This is a genomic window from Sphingobacterium mizutaii, assembly GCF_900187125.1.
Classification (GTDB): Bacteria; Bacteroidota; Bacteroidia; order Sphingobacteriales; family Sphingobacteriaceae; genus Sphingobacterium; species Sphingobacterium mizutaii.
The window spans coordinates 4,085,131-4,102,399 of sequence record NZ_LT906468.1; the positions used below are offsets into that span (position 1 = coordinate 4,085,131).

The window sequence follows — 17,269 nt, forward strand, 5'->3', positions numbered from 1 at the left end:
TCATTTTAAAATATCCTTACTCAATAAATAATATTGTCCCGGAGACAACTGGATTGTTTGCCCTACGGACCAATTGACTGTTGTTCCGCTATTCAGGTTATCATACCAGGGGCCTTCCATTGCCGCACTGACCTGAAAAGATTGGTTCACGACATCGAAATTTCCGATAACCATCACCTTTTGATTACCCTGTTGCAGGATATAATACTTTACAGCACCTGTCAGAACGTATTCACTAGCCGGGTTCCGAAATACAGTATTCTCTTTCTTAAAATGAATCAATCGGGCATAATGCTTAAGAAGATTAGCACGGTTGGCATCCGAACGATAATTCCATTTCGACGGCTTATCGCCTGTACGTCCATTCTCATTGATGGAAATATCATAACCAATTTCTCCAAACTGCCATATCATCTTTGGACCCGGAGCAAATAGCAGAAAGGTGGCTGCCTGCTCCATGCGATTCAGGGCGGTTGTCAATGTCTTGGTAGAATAGCCTGAACCTGTATTCCCATACATTTGATTCTTAAACATCAGCCTCTCTTCATCATGAGATTCCATATAAGAAATCAGACGCGGCTGCGTAAAACCATGGCTTTGTGGAAACAACCTGCTTAAATTCGAATTAGCAATATATCCCATGGATGCCTCATTGAAATTATGATTTAAATTGTTCCACAAAAACATACCCTCATTCGCTAATTCCCTTTCTTCCTGATCGTCCGCAAAATGTTCCAATATCACATAGAAATCCGTATCAATGGCCTTGATAAAATTGTTATACTCTTTCCATAATGCTACGCGGCTTGCATCATACGCAGACCATGTCCCAACACTACTCTCAGCCGTTCCCGAATTTTTCTGCGTAAAACCTTTGGATAAATCAAACCGATAGCCATCAATCTTATATTCTTCTATCCAATAACGCATCACATCTTTTGCAAACTGCTTGGTCAGTGGACTTTCATGGTTAAAATCGTATCCTACATTAAATGGATGTGTCGGCACTACATTAAACCAGGGGTTATTAGCTTGCAACACTCCTCCTTGCATATACAGTTGGGCCAAAGGCGATTGTCCAAACGCGTGGTTCAACACGACATCCAATATTACAGCAATACCATTCGCGTGACACGCATCGACAAATTGTTTAAATGCTTTTGCACTACCATAATACTTATCTAGTGCAAAATGGTAGGAAGGATTGTAACCCCAGCTTGAGTTGCCTTCAAATTCCTGCACTGGCATCAATTCTATAGCATTCACTCCTAAAGCTTTGAGGTAAGGAATAGAATCCCGTAGCGTCGTATAATTTTTCTTTTCCAAGAAATCACGGACATGCAGTTCATAAATAACCAAATCATAGGGATGCGGACGTACATATGAAGTTGATTGCCAGGTATAGGATTCCGGAGAGAGATTCAGGACAGAAACAATTCCCGATGTCTTTCCGGTAGGATATGACGGCAATTCAGCAGGTATTTGGATAGATGTGTCATGTTCCGGATCCAAAACGGTAACGGCATAAGGATCTGCTATCCTAATCTGCCCACCCACCAAAAACTGATACGTATGCTGTTTAGAAAAATCAAGATCCGAAACTTCTATCCACCAGGTATTGCCATCAGCCGTTCTTTTCATAAAAGACTGTTCCGTAGCCACATAATCATTAAAGCTACCCAACAGGTAGACACTGCTTTTTGAGGGTGCGGATAAGGCAAAAACAACTTTCTTAGTCGAATTATTGATCGTAACACCATTAACTTTGGCTCCGGAAGGCAGTTCGGCAGTCGTCACATCCTGAGATACCATCACATAAATATCCCGCTGGACCGATTGATTAGCTGAGGTAGCTTTTATCGATAGCCTGTTCAGTCCACCACGGTCTAACCTGATCTTAGTATCAACTTTAGTCGTTTGCGAGAAAGTATTTACAACCTCGTTATTCAGTGATATTTCTACAGCAGAAGCTGCTGATACCGCAAAAACCAAAGGCAAATCATAACCCTTCTCAAACTCATCCTGTTCTGTTATTTCCTGATAGGTTGGCTGCAGAACGGGTGCTGAAACACCTATTTGCAACTGGTTCTTTGCCCGGATCGGGATATACATGTCCGAGCCATCCTTATTACGGGCGACCTTAGATCCATCCATATTCCGAATCAATAGCGCGATATGTGTGGCAGATAACTGCTCCGAAATATTAAAGAAGTCCTTTGGTACAAAGCTAATGCTAAATTTATTGGCTTCAAGGTGCTTGAGCTTATAAGCCGCATCAGCTTTTCCCCATTCTGTAGTCACATGTTTCCAGTCTTTTTCTGAAGCACTCGCACTGGTAATCAAGCCTGCATGTAAATAAAGGCCATCCTTTTCCTGCATCAATTCTTTGTTCCCCTTAGATAAGTCGAAGACTAGGGTAACTTCTTCATCCAGAAATACAAAATCAGTCGTAGAAATTATGAATCCCTCTTTCGCTGTTTCAGCAGGAATTTCTATTTCATTTCCATTTCGTATATCTTTTTTACACGATAGCATTACGGTTGTCGAAAACAACACAAATAATATGAGCGGAAACCTGTTTATCATAACTATTGTAATAAGGGCGTCAGAAAGTAGCAGATGATATCATAACCAAATTTGGCATTGCAAAAACTTCTATAGACCACTAACTAATGCTAAATCTTATTTTTAAAACTTATAATTGGTGCATTATCTTTTTCCAAAAAGATGTACTGCTAGATTTGGGAACGTTCCCGAAACTTCTGCTAAAGTAGGGAAAAAAAAATATTTTGAAAATAAAAAATGCTATTTAGTTAATTTTTTTTGACTTGATTCCTGGAAGATAAGGTCAGATTCCAAAAATAACACTTCCTGTATATCAGCCTCTCGGTTACCGCGCATGATCTCAAAAAGATATTCAGTGGCTTTTTTCCCCATTTCATAAGCGGGTTGTTTTACCACACTCAAAGCGGGACTCAGCATATCTGCGATTTCAAGACAGGAGAAGCAGATCAATTTTATTTGATCAGGGATATGTATGCCTAAGGTTTTTGTCACACGCAGGGTACTAATTGCCAACCGTTCCACGGAAGCAAATATGGCATCTGGCGATTGCTCTTTTATTAATTGCTCAATATCTCGATAGTTGATTTCGGCATCATTCGAAGTGTCAAGAGTCAGCTGTTCATCAAACTTAATGCCTCCATCAGACAGCGCTTTAGCGTAACCATCCATACGGATTTTACCGATAGAGACATTCTTATTGATAGCCAGGTAAGCTATTTTTTTACATCCATTCTCAATCAGGTGCGACGTGGCCAGGTAACTGGACTCAAAGTCATTACCAGTTACACAAATGGTATTGATATCTTCATAATACCTGTCAAAAAAAACCAAAGGAAGATTGTGTTTCTTTAACAGTTTGAGGTATTGATGGCTCTTGCCCTCTCCCGACCCCGACATGATCACGCCGTCCACCCGGCCATTGACCAATGTGCGGATTATTGCAGCCTCTTTGTCAGCACTATGATCCGTGACATACACCAATACATGAAAATCATTATTCCTGGCTATAAGTTCAATTCCCTTAATAGCCTGGGAAAAAAACTTATTGCCAAATTCCGGAATGATAATCGCAATAGTAGAGCTCTTACTTCCTCTTAAATTACTGGCATACAGATTTGGGGAGAATCCCAATTCTTCGGCTTTTTTTAATATCCGCTCTTTGGTAGCGGCATTAATATCACTATTGCCCCTGAACGCACGTGACACAGTAGATTTTGATAACCCCAACGCTGCTGCCAACTCGATGATAGTGATGCTGTTTGCCATTATTATGATAAATCTTACAAAGATACTATTTCGGAGGACGATCCACAACCGTTGCATATTATAATTTTGAATTTCCTATGAATTAACCGTTTAAGTCTCAGCGTACTTTACGAAAAACTAACCTCATCCCCAAAAGCTGGAGTATTTAAAAAGTAAAGAATTCGGGGTCGAATTACTAATCTTGAAGCGCAGATCGCTTTTACGATCAAGCAGGCCGAGACAGGCCCCCGAGTGGAGGAAGTCTGTAGAAAAATGGGGATCAGCGAGGAGACATTTTACAATTGGAAGAAGAAATACGGTGGTTTAGGGAGTTCGGACCTGCGTCGTCTGCGGCAGCTTGAAGAGAAAAATGTCCAGTTGAAGAAGCTGGTAGCCGACCTTAGCCTAGACAAACAGATCTTGCAGGATATAGTAAAAAAAAGTATTGAAGCCCGCTCAGCGAAGAAAGATGGTTAAAGCTCTTATGGCGGACTAGCATGTTTCGCTGCGGCTTGCGTCAAGTATCCCTGTTAAGTACGTCTGTTTGGTATTATAAGCACTTTCGCAGGAATGATGATCATCTCGTCAACGCATACGGAATATTGCTGAGTCCAGAGTGTGCTATGGTATTGAGCATATTATGTTTTGTTAAAAAGAGACGGCTGGAAAGACTACTATAAACGTGTTTATCGCATTTATGGAGAAAGAAGGGCTGAATTTACGTAAAGCGTTCCAGACGTTGTCGGGCTGCTTCACATCGCTCCGAAAGGCCTACTTTCTCTAGTATGTACGATTGCTACATGGATTTCGTTGCTAATGCGTTGTTTGACGGCCGGAAAATCCGCTGCTTAACTGTAGTGGATAATTAGAGTAGGAAATGCATGACCATTCAGGTCGGATAGGGTCTTAAAGGGAGTGACGTGGTCGCTGTTCTAGAAGAACTCCGGTTGCTTCAGGAGCAAAACCCAAAAAGATACACGTAGATAACGGGTAGGAATTTGCTTCTAAAAAGGTCGATCGATGGGCTTATGAGAATCAGGTAGAATTAATCTTCTCCCGACGGGTAAACCCACAGATAATCTGTATATTGAGTCCGTTAATGGTAGTTTCCTTGAAGAGTGCCTGAATGCACATTGGTTCCTGTCATTGGAAGATGCGAAACAGAAAATTGAAATCTGGAAGGAGGAATAAAACACCTTTCCATCCCACAGCTTTCTGGGGGATCAGATACCAGAAAAATTTACATGGAAAACCAGGTCAAAACAGCGGAATTTTCTATTTTAGAAGACTCCTAAATACGGGGAGAGGTCAAAAATTATAAAACTACATTAATAATCGTAGCTGTTTATAGGGAAGATTACAAGTTCATTTAACTGAATAATATTTTAATGGCTTACAGTCAATCGGAGGATCCAGAATAACGAAAAGGCGTTATGACGTACTTTGGATACGCAATAAGCTAGCTTTTTATAAAAGTGCACAAAAACACTAAATTGAACCATTTTTCCATATTCGGTGGAAACTGTAAATAAGTTTAATAGACATTTTGTATTTTATCCTTGAGCGACGTTCCCATTCTGATCAATGTTTGGATGTATAATTCTTGCATAAAGCGTATTTTGAACTTGGTTTGTTTTTATGTACCGTTTCAATGTTAATGGATATAAAAAACGATAGCATTCTCTTTGTAAAAGAGGTTATTCTTATAATTTCGCATCCACACAGGAAACTGGAATCCCCATTTCTTTGATTATTGTGTCCTTGGCCCAAAATTAGACAAGAGTAGTATTATCAAATTCTCAAACTTTCGACAGGGTTTGCTGTAGCTGCCCGGTAAGTTTGCCAAAATATGGTGACGAAGGTTATTAAAAATATGATAATTGCAGCAATTCCCATCATCCACCACTCCATTTTTATCCTATATGCATAAGTTTGCAACCAAGAGTTCATGAGCATCCAGGCAATGGGGGCAGAAATCGCAAATGCCAAAGAGACCAGCTTAATGAAATTCAACGAAATTAGTCTTATGACACTCCAGGCCGATGCTCCCAAGACTTTACGCATACCGATCTCCTTAACCCTCCTTGCGGTGGCAGACAGAGCCAACGCAAAAAGTCCCATACAGGAAATGACAATAGCGATACCGGAGCCCATCATTACGATATTGGAAAACGTACGGTCCTTTCTGTATAAGTTATTTGCATTCTCATCCAGATAAGAGGCTGGAATGGTCGCATCCGGATTTACGTTTTTCCATACCTTCCAAATATTCTCCATCGTTTTAGGAAGTAAATCTGTCTCTACTTTGACAAAAAGGTACTCAATATCAGAAACGTTTCGATTTATGGAAAGACTCAATGGCTCCACTTTCTTCCGGAGATGCTGAAAGTGAAAGTCATCGACTACTCCTATTACTGTACTTCCTGCGTTGAGCGCAATATTTTTTCCTAAAATACGATGAATACCGCCCATCTGCTCTGCCATCTTACCATTAACGATTACAGCAGCGGTATCTGTAGACATAGTCCGGTCGAAATCACGACCCGCAAGTAACTTGATTTCTAGAGCCTTGAGAAAATCATATTCAATACGCATATAATTGGTACTGTAATCTTTGTTTTCCTGAGAAAACTTCAAAATGCTACTTCTCAAGGTCCCATCGCTGCCCAGTCCCAGATTAACGTCCGACGCACTTACAGCTTTTACCCAGGTCTCCTTCGAGAGCTCCGCACGCATCCTTTCCAATGCCTGCTCTTTGTCGATTCCCTTACCTATCGGAATGCTGATGACCTCTGATGTATTATAGCCAAGGGAACGGCTTGCCATATATTCTACCTGTGAACTGACGACAATTGCAGAGATAATAAATAGTACTGATATTGAAAATTGAAGGACAGTCAACCCGCACCTTAGCCTGGATGATCCAATGGTAACGTCACCCCTTAAAGTTTCTTTCGCGTTCATGTCAGCAATTTTGAACGCAGGATATCCACCAGCCAGCAAGGTGACCGATATAAAGTTGCTGAACATGGAAACGGTCTATTACTTGAACCGCATTGGGAAAGCATCTTTTGGCTATCAATCCCATATTACCGGCTAGATCAAGCGTTATCTCTTGAACTTTATTGCGTAATCTATGTGGAATCTTTTGAAGGATCGGGATAATGTTCTCTGATTTTGTCCCGTTCAGTATGGCTACAATGGTCCCTTTTTTGCCCCGTGCTTCTTTATTGGTGACAACGGTATAGAGCTCGCCATGGGATAGGCAGGTCTCGTCAATAGAAAGATGGCCGCTGACATTCTGTGGGAAGAACAATCCATTTCGCGCATTTTCGCGATGCTCCCAATCCTGGAAACCGCTCAGTTTATTGCGGTAGTATCTCCTTAGTTTACTGGCTGATATCCCATAGAATGAACTGATAGTCTGGATGCTATGAGCCTGGTTGTCCGCTGATACCTTTTAAAAAAGCTGCGAAATCCTGTGTGATGCGCGTCCCTTTGGCTACTAACTCCCAATTTCTGTAAACTACTTTGTCCGTATCTTGGCTGAGCCATCTGCGGCGCTTGACATGAAGATAGACCTGCATGCCACGGATAGGAAAATCTTGAAGGGTAACGGGTTCGAAAAATCCCTTGGAAATCAACTTCTGGCCTTGATATTCTTCAGGTGTATTATTGAGTTCCTCCAGAAAGATATCTAGTCTTTTTTCTTCTTTGGAATAGTGGGTCATCTCAAAATAATCGGAAACTCCTTCGGGGATAATTAAGGGCATTAAAGTGTTGAAAGATTCGTGCATCTGTATAAATATCAAAGCACAAATATCTAATTATTTTTTATCCCCTCCACAACTTTTGTACATGATCCAACTATACCCAATTGGTGACAAGGAGAAAACTTTTTTTTGGATTATTTCAAAAACAACTCAAAAAAACAAAATCAAGTAGGTGTTTGACAAGGATAAATAGTGCTACTAAAGGTAAAAATCACCGAAAAATCGCAGATCTGGGTCAAATAGATTATAGTATCAAGGCAGCAGTACTAACTAGAAATGGTAATTCCCAGTGCCTCTTGGACTGACAATTACCATTTTATAAAGTTCATGTTTAACATCTCAACCTTCAACCCTTATAACATTAAAGGTTACAAGCCAGAAGATATTGATAATTAGGCATTTTTAATTACTTTAAGAAATCTTCTTCTTTATATTTTGGATTAGGATACTTATAAAATCCTTCACCTGTTGCAACGCCTAATTTACCTTGATCTATAAACTCCGATTTTAATTTTTCTACAATTTCAACCTTTACAGGATCTTTAGTCGCGTCTGCGGCCATTTTGTTAATATTATAAGCAGTAGTAATACCTACTACATCCAATATTCCAAAGGGACCAAGCGGCGCTCCTGTAGCTACCATCCAAGTCTTATCGATCGTTTCAATATCCGCAATATCTCTTATCCACAAATCCATACCAGCACTTAAAAGCGGTACTAAGAGGGAATTTACAATATAACCGGGCTGTTCCTTGTGCAAAGGCAAAGCCACCATGCCTATCTGTTTAGCAAATAGCAGCAAACTTTCAAATACCTCATCAGATGTACCTGCGTGCTTCATCACTTCACCGGTATTATGTTTCCATATTTCATTCGCAAAATGAAGTGCAACAAATTTTTCCGGACGCCCCGTATACTCGGCAAACTGGCTAGGCAACATAGTCGATGAATTTGTTGCAAATACCGTTTTAGCGGGTGCCAATTTTGCCAATTTCTGATAGAAATCAATCTTAATCTCCGGATTTTCAGGAACAGCTTCAATAACTAAATCGGCATCTTTTACAGCCTCTCCCAAATCCGAACTATAGGATAATCTTGCTTTGGTAGCTGCCAATTGTTCATCTGTAGCACCTAAGTCTCTTTTAAAAGCAGCACTTAAAATAGCAAACTTTGCTTTTGCCTTTTCTAAAACTTCATCATTAATATCGTAAACAGTTACATTAAAGTTATGAAAAGCCGTTTGAAAAGCGATTTGATAGCCTAATACACCGCTTCCCGCTATTATTACATTTTTAAACTCCATACTTTTTGTTTTAAGAATTATAAGAAATCAATACACAAATCAGCGCAAGTATTGCGGGCAGCCCTTGTTTTAAAAGGATACTTTTAGAAGAGGTTATACCTCCATAAAGTGCTGCAACAATCACGCATCCCAGAAAGAATACACGGATATTAAAACTCCATTCTGGGTTTTCGATAAAAAAAGACCATATCAGCCCCGCCGCTAAAAAGCCATTGTACAAACCTTGATTAGCCGCTAAGCCTTTGGTTGCCTTAAACAGTTCTTCCGGTAAAGCACCTCTAAAAGTCTTTTTGCCAACCGTTTCCCAAGCGAACATCTCCATCCAAAGGATATACAAATGTTCAAGAGCTACAATTCCCGTTAATATTAAGCTTAAAGTTTCCATATTTTAAATCTCCATAACTTCTAACATTCTTTACTAACCTAAGAAACAATATAAACGGACAACTTGTTTTACAATATAAAAAAACTACCTGTTCATGATGTAGACCACATAGATCAGCATCCCAAGATTATCTCTAAGCTTTTTTGCCGCTCTTTTCAAATGCGTATTTACGGTGTTTTCAGAGATATTCAGTTGCTCGGCGATCTCCTTAGCACTGAGATACTGTTCAAAGCGAAGTAGATATACCTCTTTCATCTTTTGGGGCATAGCATCGATCTCTTGCCGGATCATCTGGGCAATGTCTTTTTCGCGAATCAGATAGTCGGTCTCCGTGCTATCAATATCAATATAATGATCTCCCTGTTCAATATATTTACGGATTACGGACTGGTGTCTAAAGATATCAAAGATCTTATTGAGTACTGATTTGTAAAGAAAGCTAGAAACCGAGGAATTGATGGCAAAACGGGTCCTATTGTTAAGGACCCAGGCAAATACATCCTGCACAACATCCTTAGCCTCTTCTTTGTTGCGGAGCTTATTGTAGGCAAATAAATAAAGTAGCTTATTGTACCTATCGTAGATTTCTTTGAATGCACGATCATCTGCTGACCGTACAAGATCAGCCCACTCTATATCACTATATGATGTGTAATCGGTCATTGGCAAAAAAAATGGACCGCAAGTTAGCTAAAAAATAGTGATATTATCTTAATTAAAAAACTCAGCCCCCCATTAAGATTATTATTCTACCGACAATCGTTATGGTCTACGCACTTCTTATTTTTTCAAAATTTCTATTCATGATATGCCTTACTACATAACGATAAACAAGCTGTTTCAAAACTCCTAATTTCTGTTGGTGTTTTTCATAGAAAGAATCCGGTGAATCAAAGAGCCCAAAATCCTGATTAATACCCTTGTCCTGTATAAAGGTATTATTAAGATCCCAATCGATCATGGGGTTCAAAAAATTATCGGTATAAACACCGTAACCACAGAAGGTAGTCGTGCACTCCCTAAATTTCTGCTGCATTTTACGCAGATATAGTTCCAAACTCGATACGAGAAATATCTCCTAGAGGCAAAATAGCACCGTCGGTTTTGGAGCGCAGAATGATTTTTTCAAATTCTTCTGGCTTATTTAGCTTACCTTTGTATCGTAATGTGTATTGTAAAGTTGCATCACTTTCTTCTCCTAAAGTACCTGGTGAAGCTTCAAAACTATAGTGTTGGATAGCTGCTTCTACATCCGCTGGTACTAATCCATAGGAAGATAATTTGTTGGGATCTAACCATACCCGAACCGAATACTCCTTAGAACCAAATAAGCTTACATTACCTACACCCGGAATACGTTTCAGCTCAGGCAAAAGATTGATATTGGTGTAGTTTTGCAAAAAACCTTCATCGTATTTATCAGGCTTTTCACTATTTACATTTACAATCATCAAGTAACTGGTCTGCTGCTTGGTAGTCGTCAGGCCAAGGCGAATGACCTCTTGCGGTAATTGCGAATTGACCTGAGCAACACGGTTCTGCACGTTCACAGCCGCTTGGTCAGGGTTTACACCTTGTTTAAAAATAATGGTAATGGAAAAACTTCCATCATTGCCTGCGCTGGAATTAATGTACTCCATGTTCTCTACACCATTAATGGCTTGTTCCAATGGTGTTACCACCGAACGAATCACGGCTTCAGCATTGGCTCCAGGATATGTTCCTGACACAAATACTGTAGGTGGAGCAATCTCTGGGAATTGAGTCATTGGAATCCGTAGTAATCCCAGAATGCCCAAAAGTACCAATATGATGGAGATAACCGTAGCGAGTACGGGTCTTTTTATGATTTTATTTAACATCTTTCTTATGTTTTATTTATTCGTTTTGGGCTGGATGACACTGTTTTCTGGAATAGGTACCAATTCATTTGCCACTATTCTATCACCCGCTTTAAAGCCTGATTTTACAATATAATAATCACCAGACTTGGTATAATCGTGTAAGGCTACACGTTGCATTTTATTTTCTGCATCCAATAGTCCCACAAATAGTTTATCTTGTACTTCGTACGTCGCCAATAATGGAATTTGAAATACATTCGGTTCCGTAGATCTTAATACAATGCGACCCGTGTTTCCAGTTCTTAGTAATGACTCTGGATTCGGAAAAGAAGCACGCAGTATGACAGAACCCGTGGTCGCATCAAACTGTCCATCCATCATGTCTATTTTATCTAGATGATTGTATGTCGAGCCATCTGCCAGAAGCAAGTTGATGTCTTGGAAGCTTTTTAGTTTTTCTAATAAATTAGCACCTTGACGCGTTGCGTTGATTTTCAGAATTTCATTCTCAGGTAATGAAAAATAAGCATACATTTCATTCACCTGTGACAAAGTGCTCAGTGCTTCTGTATCCGAAGGGCCAACCAATGCGCCCAAACGATTCGGAATACGACCAATGTATCCACTTACAGGTGCTTTTACCACACTAAAGCCCATGTTTACATTAGCCGAAGCGACCAAGGTTTGCTGCTGCTTAACACTTGCTTTAGCGTTGTCGTAGGCGGTTTTTGCTTTTTGGTACTGGAAATCAGCAACAACTTTTTTGTCACTTAATACTTTATATTTTTCCAATTCCAATTCTGCTGTCGCTAACTGTGACTTAGCCATATCTAATGAAGCTAAAGCGTTATTTTTCTGTTCAGCATAAACGCTAGCATTGATGCGAAACAAAGGTTGTCCTGCTTGTACATACGCACCCTCATCCACATATATTTTGTCGATATAACCGCTTATTTGAGGACGCAGGTCGATATTGGTTTTACCTTGTAGACTTGCCGGAAAAGACTGTTCAATAACAGCATCAGTTAGTTGAAGCGTCAACACTTCTGCATCCACAGCTTGCGGAGCCTCTTGGTTATTTTGCTCTTTCCAATTACAGCTTTGCAAAGCCAGCACAGCGGCAAAGAACAAAAACCATTACATTGTTTTTTTTACTTATCAGACGTATCATCGATTCTTTCTTTAAAATCATTATTGGTAACAAAAGTAAATCTGTTACGCACTTGCATTTATGTAAAAGAAACTGAAGTGGGGAAAATTACAACTGAAGTGGGGAAAATCGTGAGCTAAGTTTTTTAATTCTATATTTGAATTCGTAGTATGTCATTTAAATGCTACGAAACTAACTGCATAAATTATATACGGGTACAACAAAGTAGTTACCTTTACGTGCAGACTTGCGGTTCGGTGAAACACTTAAAATTTGTTTGTTATTTATAAAAAAAGCCTATATTAAATTTATAGCAATTGCGGCTAAAACGTATGTCAAACCAGTGAGCGATTCGGTGAGTAGAGAAATAGATGGGTTTTAAAACACTGATAAAGAGACTAATGATCTAAAGGTGTTATTCCCCTACAGGCTACCAAATCGAAGATCAAAACATACAAAAGCTTGCAAATTTAACGTTTGCAGGCTTTTTTGTTTTTACGGCAGGTCGAAATGTTCAGAAATTCGCAAACTTTTAGTGGATCATACCGAAAGTTTGGGGGATTAATATTTTTAAGCATACAATTTCATCACTCTGTACAGGAAGAATGTCGTGTCCATTACACCGCGAAAGACTCTCCTAAAAGCCTTAAGTTTTTTATTGAAAGATCCTGTCGAGGCATTGGTGCTTCTGTTATAGAAGTATTGGAGACGAGCTAGGAACTTTAAGCGTGATGGCATTGGCGGCAACAGGGACCTGATGTGGTTTGCCAAGCTGGAAGACCACAGATATTATACGCATAAGGACAAAGAGGTACAGCAGGGACTGAGGAAACGTGGCGAAAAGAAAGAGGACGACCAGCGCTACATCCAGATCCTCGTACGCCGGAAGGACATCACCGGGCGCTACATGCTCAGTCCCATGAACAGCTCCAAAGGAAGGAATGCCGAACACTCCAAGAAAATGGGCCAGTTCGACCGTGTAGCATTCAAGCAATCGGGCGAATCCCTGTTCGACCGGGAGTTCGATTTTGATCGGGGATTGAAACATACCCTAGCGCATGCCAATATCCTTAAGGACGGGAGCCTTGCTCAGCGTGAACAGCTGGACCTGCTGATGGAAGCGGAAAGGGATATCGGGCGTGATGGCTCATTCATCAACGAGCTGGCGACAGAAATATCAAGGGAAAGCTATACGTCATCCATCGACCTTGTCGAACAGATAACCCATGGCCTAGGTGGGCTACTGGGTACCCTGCTTGAACCCGTGCCTCCGGGAGTGGGCATCGTACAGGAACAGGAACCACGAAAGAAGAAAAAGAAGAAAGGCTACAGGGTGGGAAGGTAACGGTTTTAATGTTACTTCCGAACAATATGAGTAACAATCGCACTATTTTAACGCTGATTCGAATCTGTCAAATTGATATTTTATATCTTTATTAAGATAGAAATGCAAAGTTTATTTACATGTTTAATCCGCAAAAAAGCATGAAGTATACATTCTATATTCCAATTGTACTGTTTCTTTCAGCCTGTGCTTCACTTCCTCGCCTACCGGGCGAGAAAATGGACCGCCTGGAGCTAGACATGAAAAAGGAACAGATTAAGGACATCCTCGGCCCGGGATATACAGTTGCGGAAAAACGCGAAGATAACGGAACCACCGTTGAGGTGTTGTCCTATAGGGATTTTTACAGGGACGACGAATTTTATATGTTCAGCGGAAGATTGGAAAATATGGTACAGGGAACTGATGCCCAAGATAGAGAATAAAAAATGACTGTGCTTTTCGGGAGGGGAACTGTAGATAGTGAGGCACCAAAGGTTTGCCTGCCAACCCCATGTTCCCAAAAGGTTCAAAGAAAATTCGGATTGCCCGTCAAAAAATGTATATTTTTTCCATATCCGGAAATTTAAGTATAATAGTTTATACTTAATTCTGTCCATGGCCGCCCCCTTTCATTAACGACAGGGGGCGGCGGGTCAATAGGTGATTTGGGAATCTCCCTGTGATTTCGCGGAAACTTTACTCTTCTTTTAAAATTTATAAGTGATACCTGCATTGAGGACAGAGACGCCATAGCCTAGCTCGGCATAAGCACCGATGCGTTGAGCAAAAAACCAACGTCCCCCTAAAAATCCACTTAAACCCAGGCCGCTGCCGTAACTGTCGGCAATTGTGCTATCATCACCATCCGAGGAATATTTAACGAAGTTATATCCAAACATCGCACCTCCATAGACGTCCAGTTTTGGTACATTGGTAAAACCGTTGTAATGGTAAGCCCCACGAACACCTACAATGGTATAGTTCCATTTGGCGGTATAGCCCAATCCATCATATTTATACCCCGTATTACCGACATACCCACCGAGACTGATCACTCCGGGACCGCCGATGCCCCACATGCCGTGGTCAATAGATACCGAAATGGCGGGCCGGGCTTTCCCGAGGCCGCCCAGAGCGGTGCCCAAACCGATACCGAGATTGGCAGTGGTGGTTCCATTTTGAAATTGCTGCGCCTGTGTAGCGATGGCAACAATAACCGCCATAAGGGTGAAGATTGTTTTTTTCATAATCAATTTGCTTTTTTATAGGTAAATACTCTTGTTTCCAATAACTCATCGGTTGCCCTGTCATATACCTCTGCCTTGATCGGATAGCCCGCCTGGTTGTAGGTATACTCCCAACGGTCATTCCTTGTAACGCTAGAACCCGTTATCAAGGAATGCGACCGGGCGTTGTTCATCGAACCCAGCTTCCACATCCAAGGGTAATTTGTGTAGCGGCAGGGTTTGTCGTCATAATCTCCATATTCAAGTGTAGACAGAGGAAGGTTCTGTATTCGGATCACGGTTTTTATGATATTCTTGCCCGAACTATCGAACGTATAGGTATGGCTGCCTATCTGTTCGCCCTCCATATTGAATGATGTTTCTGTCACTGTTTTTTCCGAATAGGCGTATATAACATTGGCAATGATCTTACCTTTGTTATCTTTCAAAACCCCAGTCGTGGGCTTATCCCCGCTACCATAGTAATATACTTCGCTCATGACCAGCTGACCATCCGATCTTCGTTCTACTTTTGTCGCATGATTGCCACTATAGGTAAAATTCTCGGTGACTACACTTCCATCAACACCATGGACATACCGTACGATAACCTGGTTCTGATCGTTGTACTCAAACCGCATTTCCGATTTGCCATTTGTCTTCTCTTCAGTCAACAGTAGTTTATCACCGACTGCCAAGCCAACATAGCAAGGGCTTTCCTCGTCATCGGGATCGCAGTGTTCCTTGTCTTTGGAACAGGCTCCAAGCGTTACGGTCAAGAATAACGCGGATAGGATATAAAAATATTTTTTCATGATAATGTGTTTTATTTTAAGAATTGTTGATATCGGGCTTTATTTCTGGCAGTTGCAGACTGCTCCACCGTATAATTTACCGTTGAGGGGCATTTCAGCGAAATACTTCCGACCTATTTTTACTTCTACCTCTATCGGGGTGACCCGAGGTTCATCTGTTGATTCCGGCATTATCTCTTCTGTCATTATCGACATCTTGGCCCACATGCGTTTATCCGAATTCTCCATGATAGTAACTTTAAATCTTGGCAAATCACTGTCCTCCTCATTAAGATAATAAGGCCATGCGGTAAACTCCGGCACGCTGAACGGCATGGTTGCAAAGGCTATTCCCGGATAGGTGCCCTTGGGTAATTTATGATTCAGAAGTGCATTGGCCGCCATAGATAATATAGCTGGATCGGATGAATTTGCTTTTGCCTGCCGGATCATAAAACTAAACCCATTGCCGTCCGGGAGCTCTTCATTCTCTCCGGATGTAAGCACTATTTTGTCCTGACCAAATGCATTGGGAAGCGTTGTTTTCCCATTGATTGTTACACTATACCAGCATTCCGCATTCGATTTTCCTACACCTGCATAGCAAGGGCTTTCCTCGTCATCGGGATTGCAGTTTTCCTTGTCTTTGGAGCAGGCTCCAAGCATTATGATTAGGAATAACACGGATAGGATATAAAAATATTTTTTCATAACCGTATGTATTTAATACCCTATAGCTATAGAGGCCGAATTGTGACCTCTGTTCGGTGGGTCGGGCAGGAAATCCAGCTGGATCTCGGGCTTCGGGCCATCCTGTTTATCCCAGTCTTCGACCTTCAATGCCCGGTTTGCGCCGATCTTTTTCAATGTTGCCTTCACCTTATACCGTCCAATGGGAATGTCCTGCAGTTCATAGCGGTTCTGCCACTTGTCCTCACCATAACGGACCGTCAAGGTACGTCCCGCCGAACCGTCGATGAGAGGTCCGACAGATGTGAATACCAGTTCGATGTCTTTTTCATCCTCGTAAAAACCATCTCCCGACCTCAACATCACGAAGCCTCCGTAATAGTTTTCTGCCTCCCAGGGCATCCGGCCTTCCAGCTTCCATATAAAATTGCGCACCGCACCATCTTCGGAAAAGGCATCTGTTCCGTCGGGAAAAAGCTCCATTTTATATTTGCGTCCGTTGTAGGTTGTTTCGACATAGGCAAATGTCCGCCATGATCCGGGTTCCACCTTTACCCTGTACGTACCGTCCTCTTTGGTGCTCCCATGAATGTAGGAAGCATAGAATACGGTATTGTCCAGCAGGATCTTTGCCCCTGCAATCGGTTTTCCCGCTTCATTCACTACCTTACCGGTGGCATAACCTTCTTCAGCATCATTTGGATCGCCGCTGTCCGATTTGGCGCAGGCTGTGAAAGTTGCCACAACAAGGAGCAGTACCATTGTTTTTCTGATTGTTGTTCTCATTTTATTAATTTTATAGTTTATAACTTTTATCGGGATGAAGGCTTAGCGCATGCAGTACCTGTTTTCCTTCATTTGATAAAAACAAAGGTATAGCGGCAAAATTTCACCCGATACCCCCTAAATGGGGTTTTTATCTGTGGCTTACACTGCTAGCTTTGCATAATGGATAACCGGAACAGAC

Annotated in this window: 18 protein-coding genes and 1 pseudogene; 4 read left to right on the forward strand and 15 right to left on the reverse strand. The window is 41.2% G+C overall.

The window, feature by feature from the left end; all coding sequences use genetic code 11:
- The gene (locus CKW03_RS17655; protein ID WP_093099131.1) at window positions 1-2,586 is read right to left on the reverse strand and encodes an alpha-amylase family glycosyl hydrolase; all 2,586 of its coding nucleotides are present in this window, start codon (window positions 2,584-2,586) and stop codon (window positions 1-3) included.
- A 219-nt stretch (window positions 2,587-2,805) separates the two neighbouring features.
- A complete protein-coding gene (locus CKW03_RS17660) occupies window positions 2,806-3,831 on the reverse strand; it encodes a LacI family DNA-binding transcriptional regulator (RefSeq protein ID WP_093099133.1) in 1,026 nt (341 codons plus the stop codon).
- 192 nt (window positions 3,832-4,023) lie between these two features.
- On the opposite strand from CKW03_RS17660, the gene CKW03_RS17665 reads away from it, so the two are divergent.
- Complete coding sequence (locus CKW03_RS17665; protein WP_394365256.1) at window positions 4,024-4,287, forward strand: transposase; 264 nt, start codon at window positions 4,024-4,026, stop codon at window positions 4,285-4,287.
- Between the two features lie 567 nt (window positions 4,288-4,854).
- Window positions 4,855-5,001, forward strand: a complete 147-nt coding sequence (locus tag CKW03_RS20940; protein ID WP_093099672.1) for an integrase core domain-containing protein — start codon at window positions 4,855-4,857, stop codon at window positions 4,999-5,001.
- A 600-nt stretch (window positions 5,002-5,601) separates the two neighbouring features.
- On the opposite strand, the gene CKW03_RS17675 is transcribed toward CKW03_RS20940, so the two are convergent.
- The 9 genes from CKW03_RS17675 to CKW03_RS17715 all read right to left on the reverse strand — a co-directional run bounded on the left by CKW03_RS17675 (window position 5,602) and on the right by CKW03_RS17715 (window position 12,246).
- Window positions 5,602-6,774 (reverse strand): ABC transporter permease, encoded by a 1,173-nt coding sequence (locus CKW03_RS17675; RefSeq protein WP_157739560.1) that lies wholly within the window; start codon window positions 6,772-6,774, stop codon window positions 5,602-5,604.
- Window position 6,775: 1 nt separating this feature from the next.
- Window positions 6,776-7,126, reverse strand: a complete 351-nt coding sequence (locus CKW03_RS17680; protein ID WP_157739562.1) for a transposase — start codon at window positions 7,124-7,126, stop codon at window positions 6,776-6,778.
- A gap of 115 nt (window positions 7,127-7,241) precedes the next feature.
- A complete protein-coding gene (locus CKW03_RS17685; RefSeq protein ID WP_197700950.1) occupies window positions 7,242-7,583 on the reverse strand; it encodes an ISAon1 family transposase N-terminal region protein in 342 nt (113 codons plus the stop codon).
- Window positions 7,584-7,989: 406 nt separating this feature from the next.
- On the reverse strand, window positions 7,990-8,886 hold the full coding sequence (locus CKW03_RS17690; protein WP_093099138.1) for a 3-hydroxyacyl-CoA dehydrogenase: 897 nt from the start codon (window positions 8,884-8,886) through the stop codon (window positions 7,990-7,992).
- 10 nt (window positions 8,887-8,896) lie between these two features.
- Window positions 8,897-9,271, reverse strand: coding sequence for a DUF1304 domain-containing protein (locus CKW03_RS17695; protein WP_093099140.1), 375 nt, complete (start codon window positions 9,269-9,271; stop codon window positions 8,897-8,899).
- Between the two features lie 84 nt (window positions 9,272-9,355).
- Window positions 9,356-9,934, reverse strand: coding sequence for an RNA polymerase sigma factor (locus tag CKW03_RS17700; RefSeq protein ID WP_093099141.1), 579 nt, complete (start codon window positions 9,932-9,934; stop codon window positions 9,356-9,358).
- A 106-nt stretch (window positions 9,935-10,040) separates the two neighbouring features.
- On the reverse strand, window positions 10,041-10,307 hold the full coding sequence (locus CKW03_RS17705) for a hypothetical protein (protein ID WP_175486321.1): 267 nt from the start codon (window positions 10,305-10,307) through the stop codon (window positions 10,041-10,043).
- 1 nt (window position 10,308) lies between these two features.
- Window positions 10,309-11,133, reverse strand: a complete 825-nt coding sequence (locus CKW03_RS17710; protein WP_197700951.1) for an efflux RND transporter permease subunit — start codon at window positions 11,131-11,133, stop codon at window positions 10,309-10,311.
- Between the two features lie 12 nt (window positions 11,134-11,145).
- Window positions 11,146-12,246, reverse strand: a complete 1,101-nt coding sequence (locus CKW03_RS17715) for an efflux RND transporter periplasmic adaptor subunit (protein WP_093099143.1) — start codon at window positions 12,244-12,246, stop codon at window positions 11,146-11,148.
- A 743-nt stretch (window positions 12,247-12,989) separates the two neighbouring features.
- Here CKW03_RS17715 and CKW03_RS17720 point away from each other — a divergent pair.
- Both CKW03_RS17720 and CKW03_RS17725 read left to right on the forward strand, forming a co-directional pair.
- Window positions 12,990-13,610: pseudogene (locus tag CKW03_RS17720) on the forward strand (DUF5712 family protein); the annotation flags it as partial.
- A gap of 140 nt (window positions 13,611-13,750) precedes the next feature.
- Entirely contained in the window at window positions 13,751-14,035 is a 285-nt protein-coding gene (locus CKW03_RS17725; RefSeq protein ID WP_139185480.1) for a hypothetical protein, read from the forward strand.
- A 264-nt stretch (window positions 14,036-14,299) separates the two neighbouring features.
- Here the strand turns inward: CKW03_RS17725 and CKW03_RS17730 are convergent, their stop codons facing one another.
- Genes CKW03_RS17730 through CKW03_RS17745 form a run of 4 tightly spaced genes read right to left on the reverse strand, consistent with a single transcriptional unit; the run spans window position 14,300 to window position 17,088 of the window.
- The gene (locus CKW03_RS17730) at window positions 14,300-14,839 is read right to left on the reverse strand and encodes a hypothetical protein (RefSeq protein WP_093099149.1); all 540 of its coding nucleotides are present in this window, start codon (window positions 14,837-14,839) and stop codon (window positions 14,300-14,302) included.
- A 2-nt stretch (window positions 14,840-14,841) separates the two neighbouring features.
- Window positions 14,842-15,633 carry a hypothetical protein gene (locus tag CKW03_RS17735; protein WP_093099150.1) on the reverse strand — a complete coding sequence of 264 codons (792 nt, stop codon included), beginning with the start codon at window positions 15,631-15,633 and terminating at the stop codon, window positions 14,842-14,844.
- Window positions 15,634-15,672: 39 nt separating this feature from the next.
- Entirely contained in the window at window positions 15,673-16,323 is a 651-nt protein-coding gene (locus tag CKW03_RS17740) for a hypothetical protein (RefSeq protein WP_139185481.1), read from the reverse strand.
- A gap of 12 nt (window positions 16,324-16,335) precedes the next feature.
- Complete coding sequence (locus tag CKW03_RS17745) at window positions 16,336-17,088, reverse strand: carboxypeptidase-like regulatory domain-containing protein (RefSeq protein ID WP_139185482.1); 753 nt, start codon at window positions 17,086-17,088, stop codon at window positions 16,336-16,338.
- Window positions 17,089-17,269 lie beyond the last annotated feature (181 nt).

What these genes read in the sequence shown, in the direction of transcription:
- CKW03_RS17655 (WP_093099131.1), bottom strand. Translation starts at nt 2,586, where the DNA reads ATGATAAACAGGTTTCCGCTCATATTATTTGTGTTGTTTTCGACAACC.
- CKW03_RS17660 (WP_093099133.1), bottom strand. Translation starts at nt 3,831, where the DNA reads ATGGCAAACAGCATCACTATCATCGAGTTGGCAGCAGCGTTGGGGTTA.
- CKW03_RS17675 (WP_157739560.1), bottom strand. Translation starts at nt 6,774, where the DNA reads ATGAACGCGAAAGAAACTTTAAGGGGTGACGTTACCATTGGATCATCC.
- CKW03_RS17685 (WP_197700950.1), bottom strand. Translation starts at nt 7,583, where the DNA reads ATGCCCTTAATTATCCCCGAAGGAGTTTCCGATTATTTTGAGATGACC.
- CKW03_RS17690 (WP_093099138.1), bottom strand. Translation starts at nt 8,886, where the DNA reads ATGGAGTTTAAAAATGTAATAATAGCGGGAAGCGGTGTATTAGGCTAT.
- CKW03_RS17695 (WP_093099140.1), bottom strand. Translation starts at nt 9,271, where the DNA reads ATGGAAACTTTAAGCTTAATATTAACGGGAATTGTAGCTCTTGAACAT.
- CKW03_RS17700 (WP_093099141.1), bottom strand. Translation starts at nt 9,934, where the DNA reads ATGACCGATTACACATCATATAGTGATATAGAGTGGGCTGATCTTGTA.
- CKW03_RS17705 (WP_175486321.1), bottom strand. Translation starts at nt 10,307, where the DNA reads ATGCAGCAGAAATTTAGGGAGTGCACGACTACCTTCTGTGGTTACGGT.
- CKW03_RS17710 (WP_197700951.1), bottom strand. Translation starts at nt 11,133, where the DNA reads ATGTTAAATAAAATCATAAAAAGACCCGTACTCGCTACGGTTATCTCC.
- CKW03_RS17725 (WP_139185480.1), top strand. Translation starts at nt 13,751, where the DNA reads ATGAAGTATACATTCTATATTCCAATTGTACTGTTTCTTTCAGCCTGT.
- CKW03_RS17730 (WP_093099149.1), bottom strand. Translation starts at nt 14,839, where the DNA reads ATGAAAAAAACAATCTTCACCCTTATGGCGGTTATTGTTGCCATCGCT.
- CKW03_RS17735 (WP_093099150.1), bottom strand. Translation starts at nt 15,633, where the DNA reads ATGAAAAAATATTTTTATATCCTATCCGCGTTATTCTTGACCGTAACG.
- CKW03_RS17740 (WP_139185481.1), bottom strand. Translation starts at nt 16,323, where the DNA reads ATGAAAAAATATTTTTATATCCTATCCGTGTTATTCCTAATCATAATG.
- CKW03_RS17745 (WP_139185482.1), bottom strand. Translation starts at nt 17,088, where the DNA reads ATGAGAACAACAATCAGAAAAACAATGGTACTGCTCCTTGTTGTGGCA.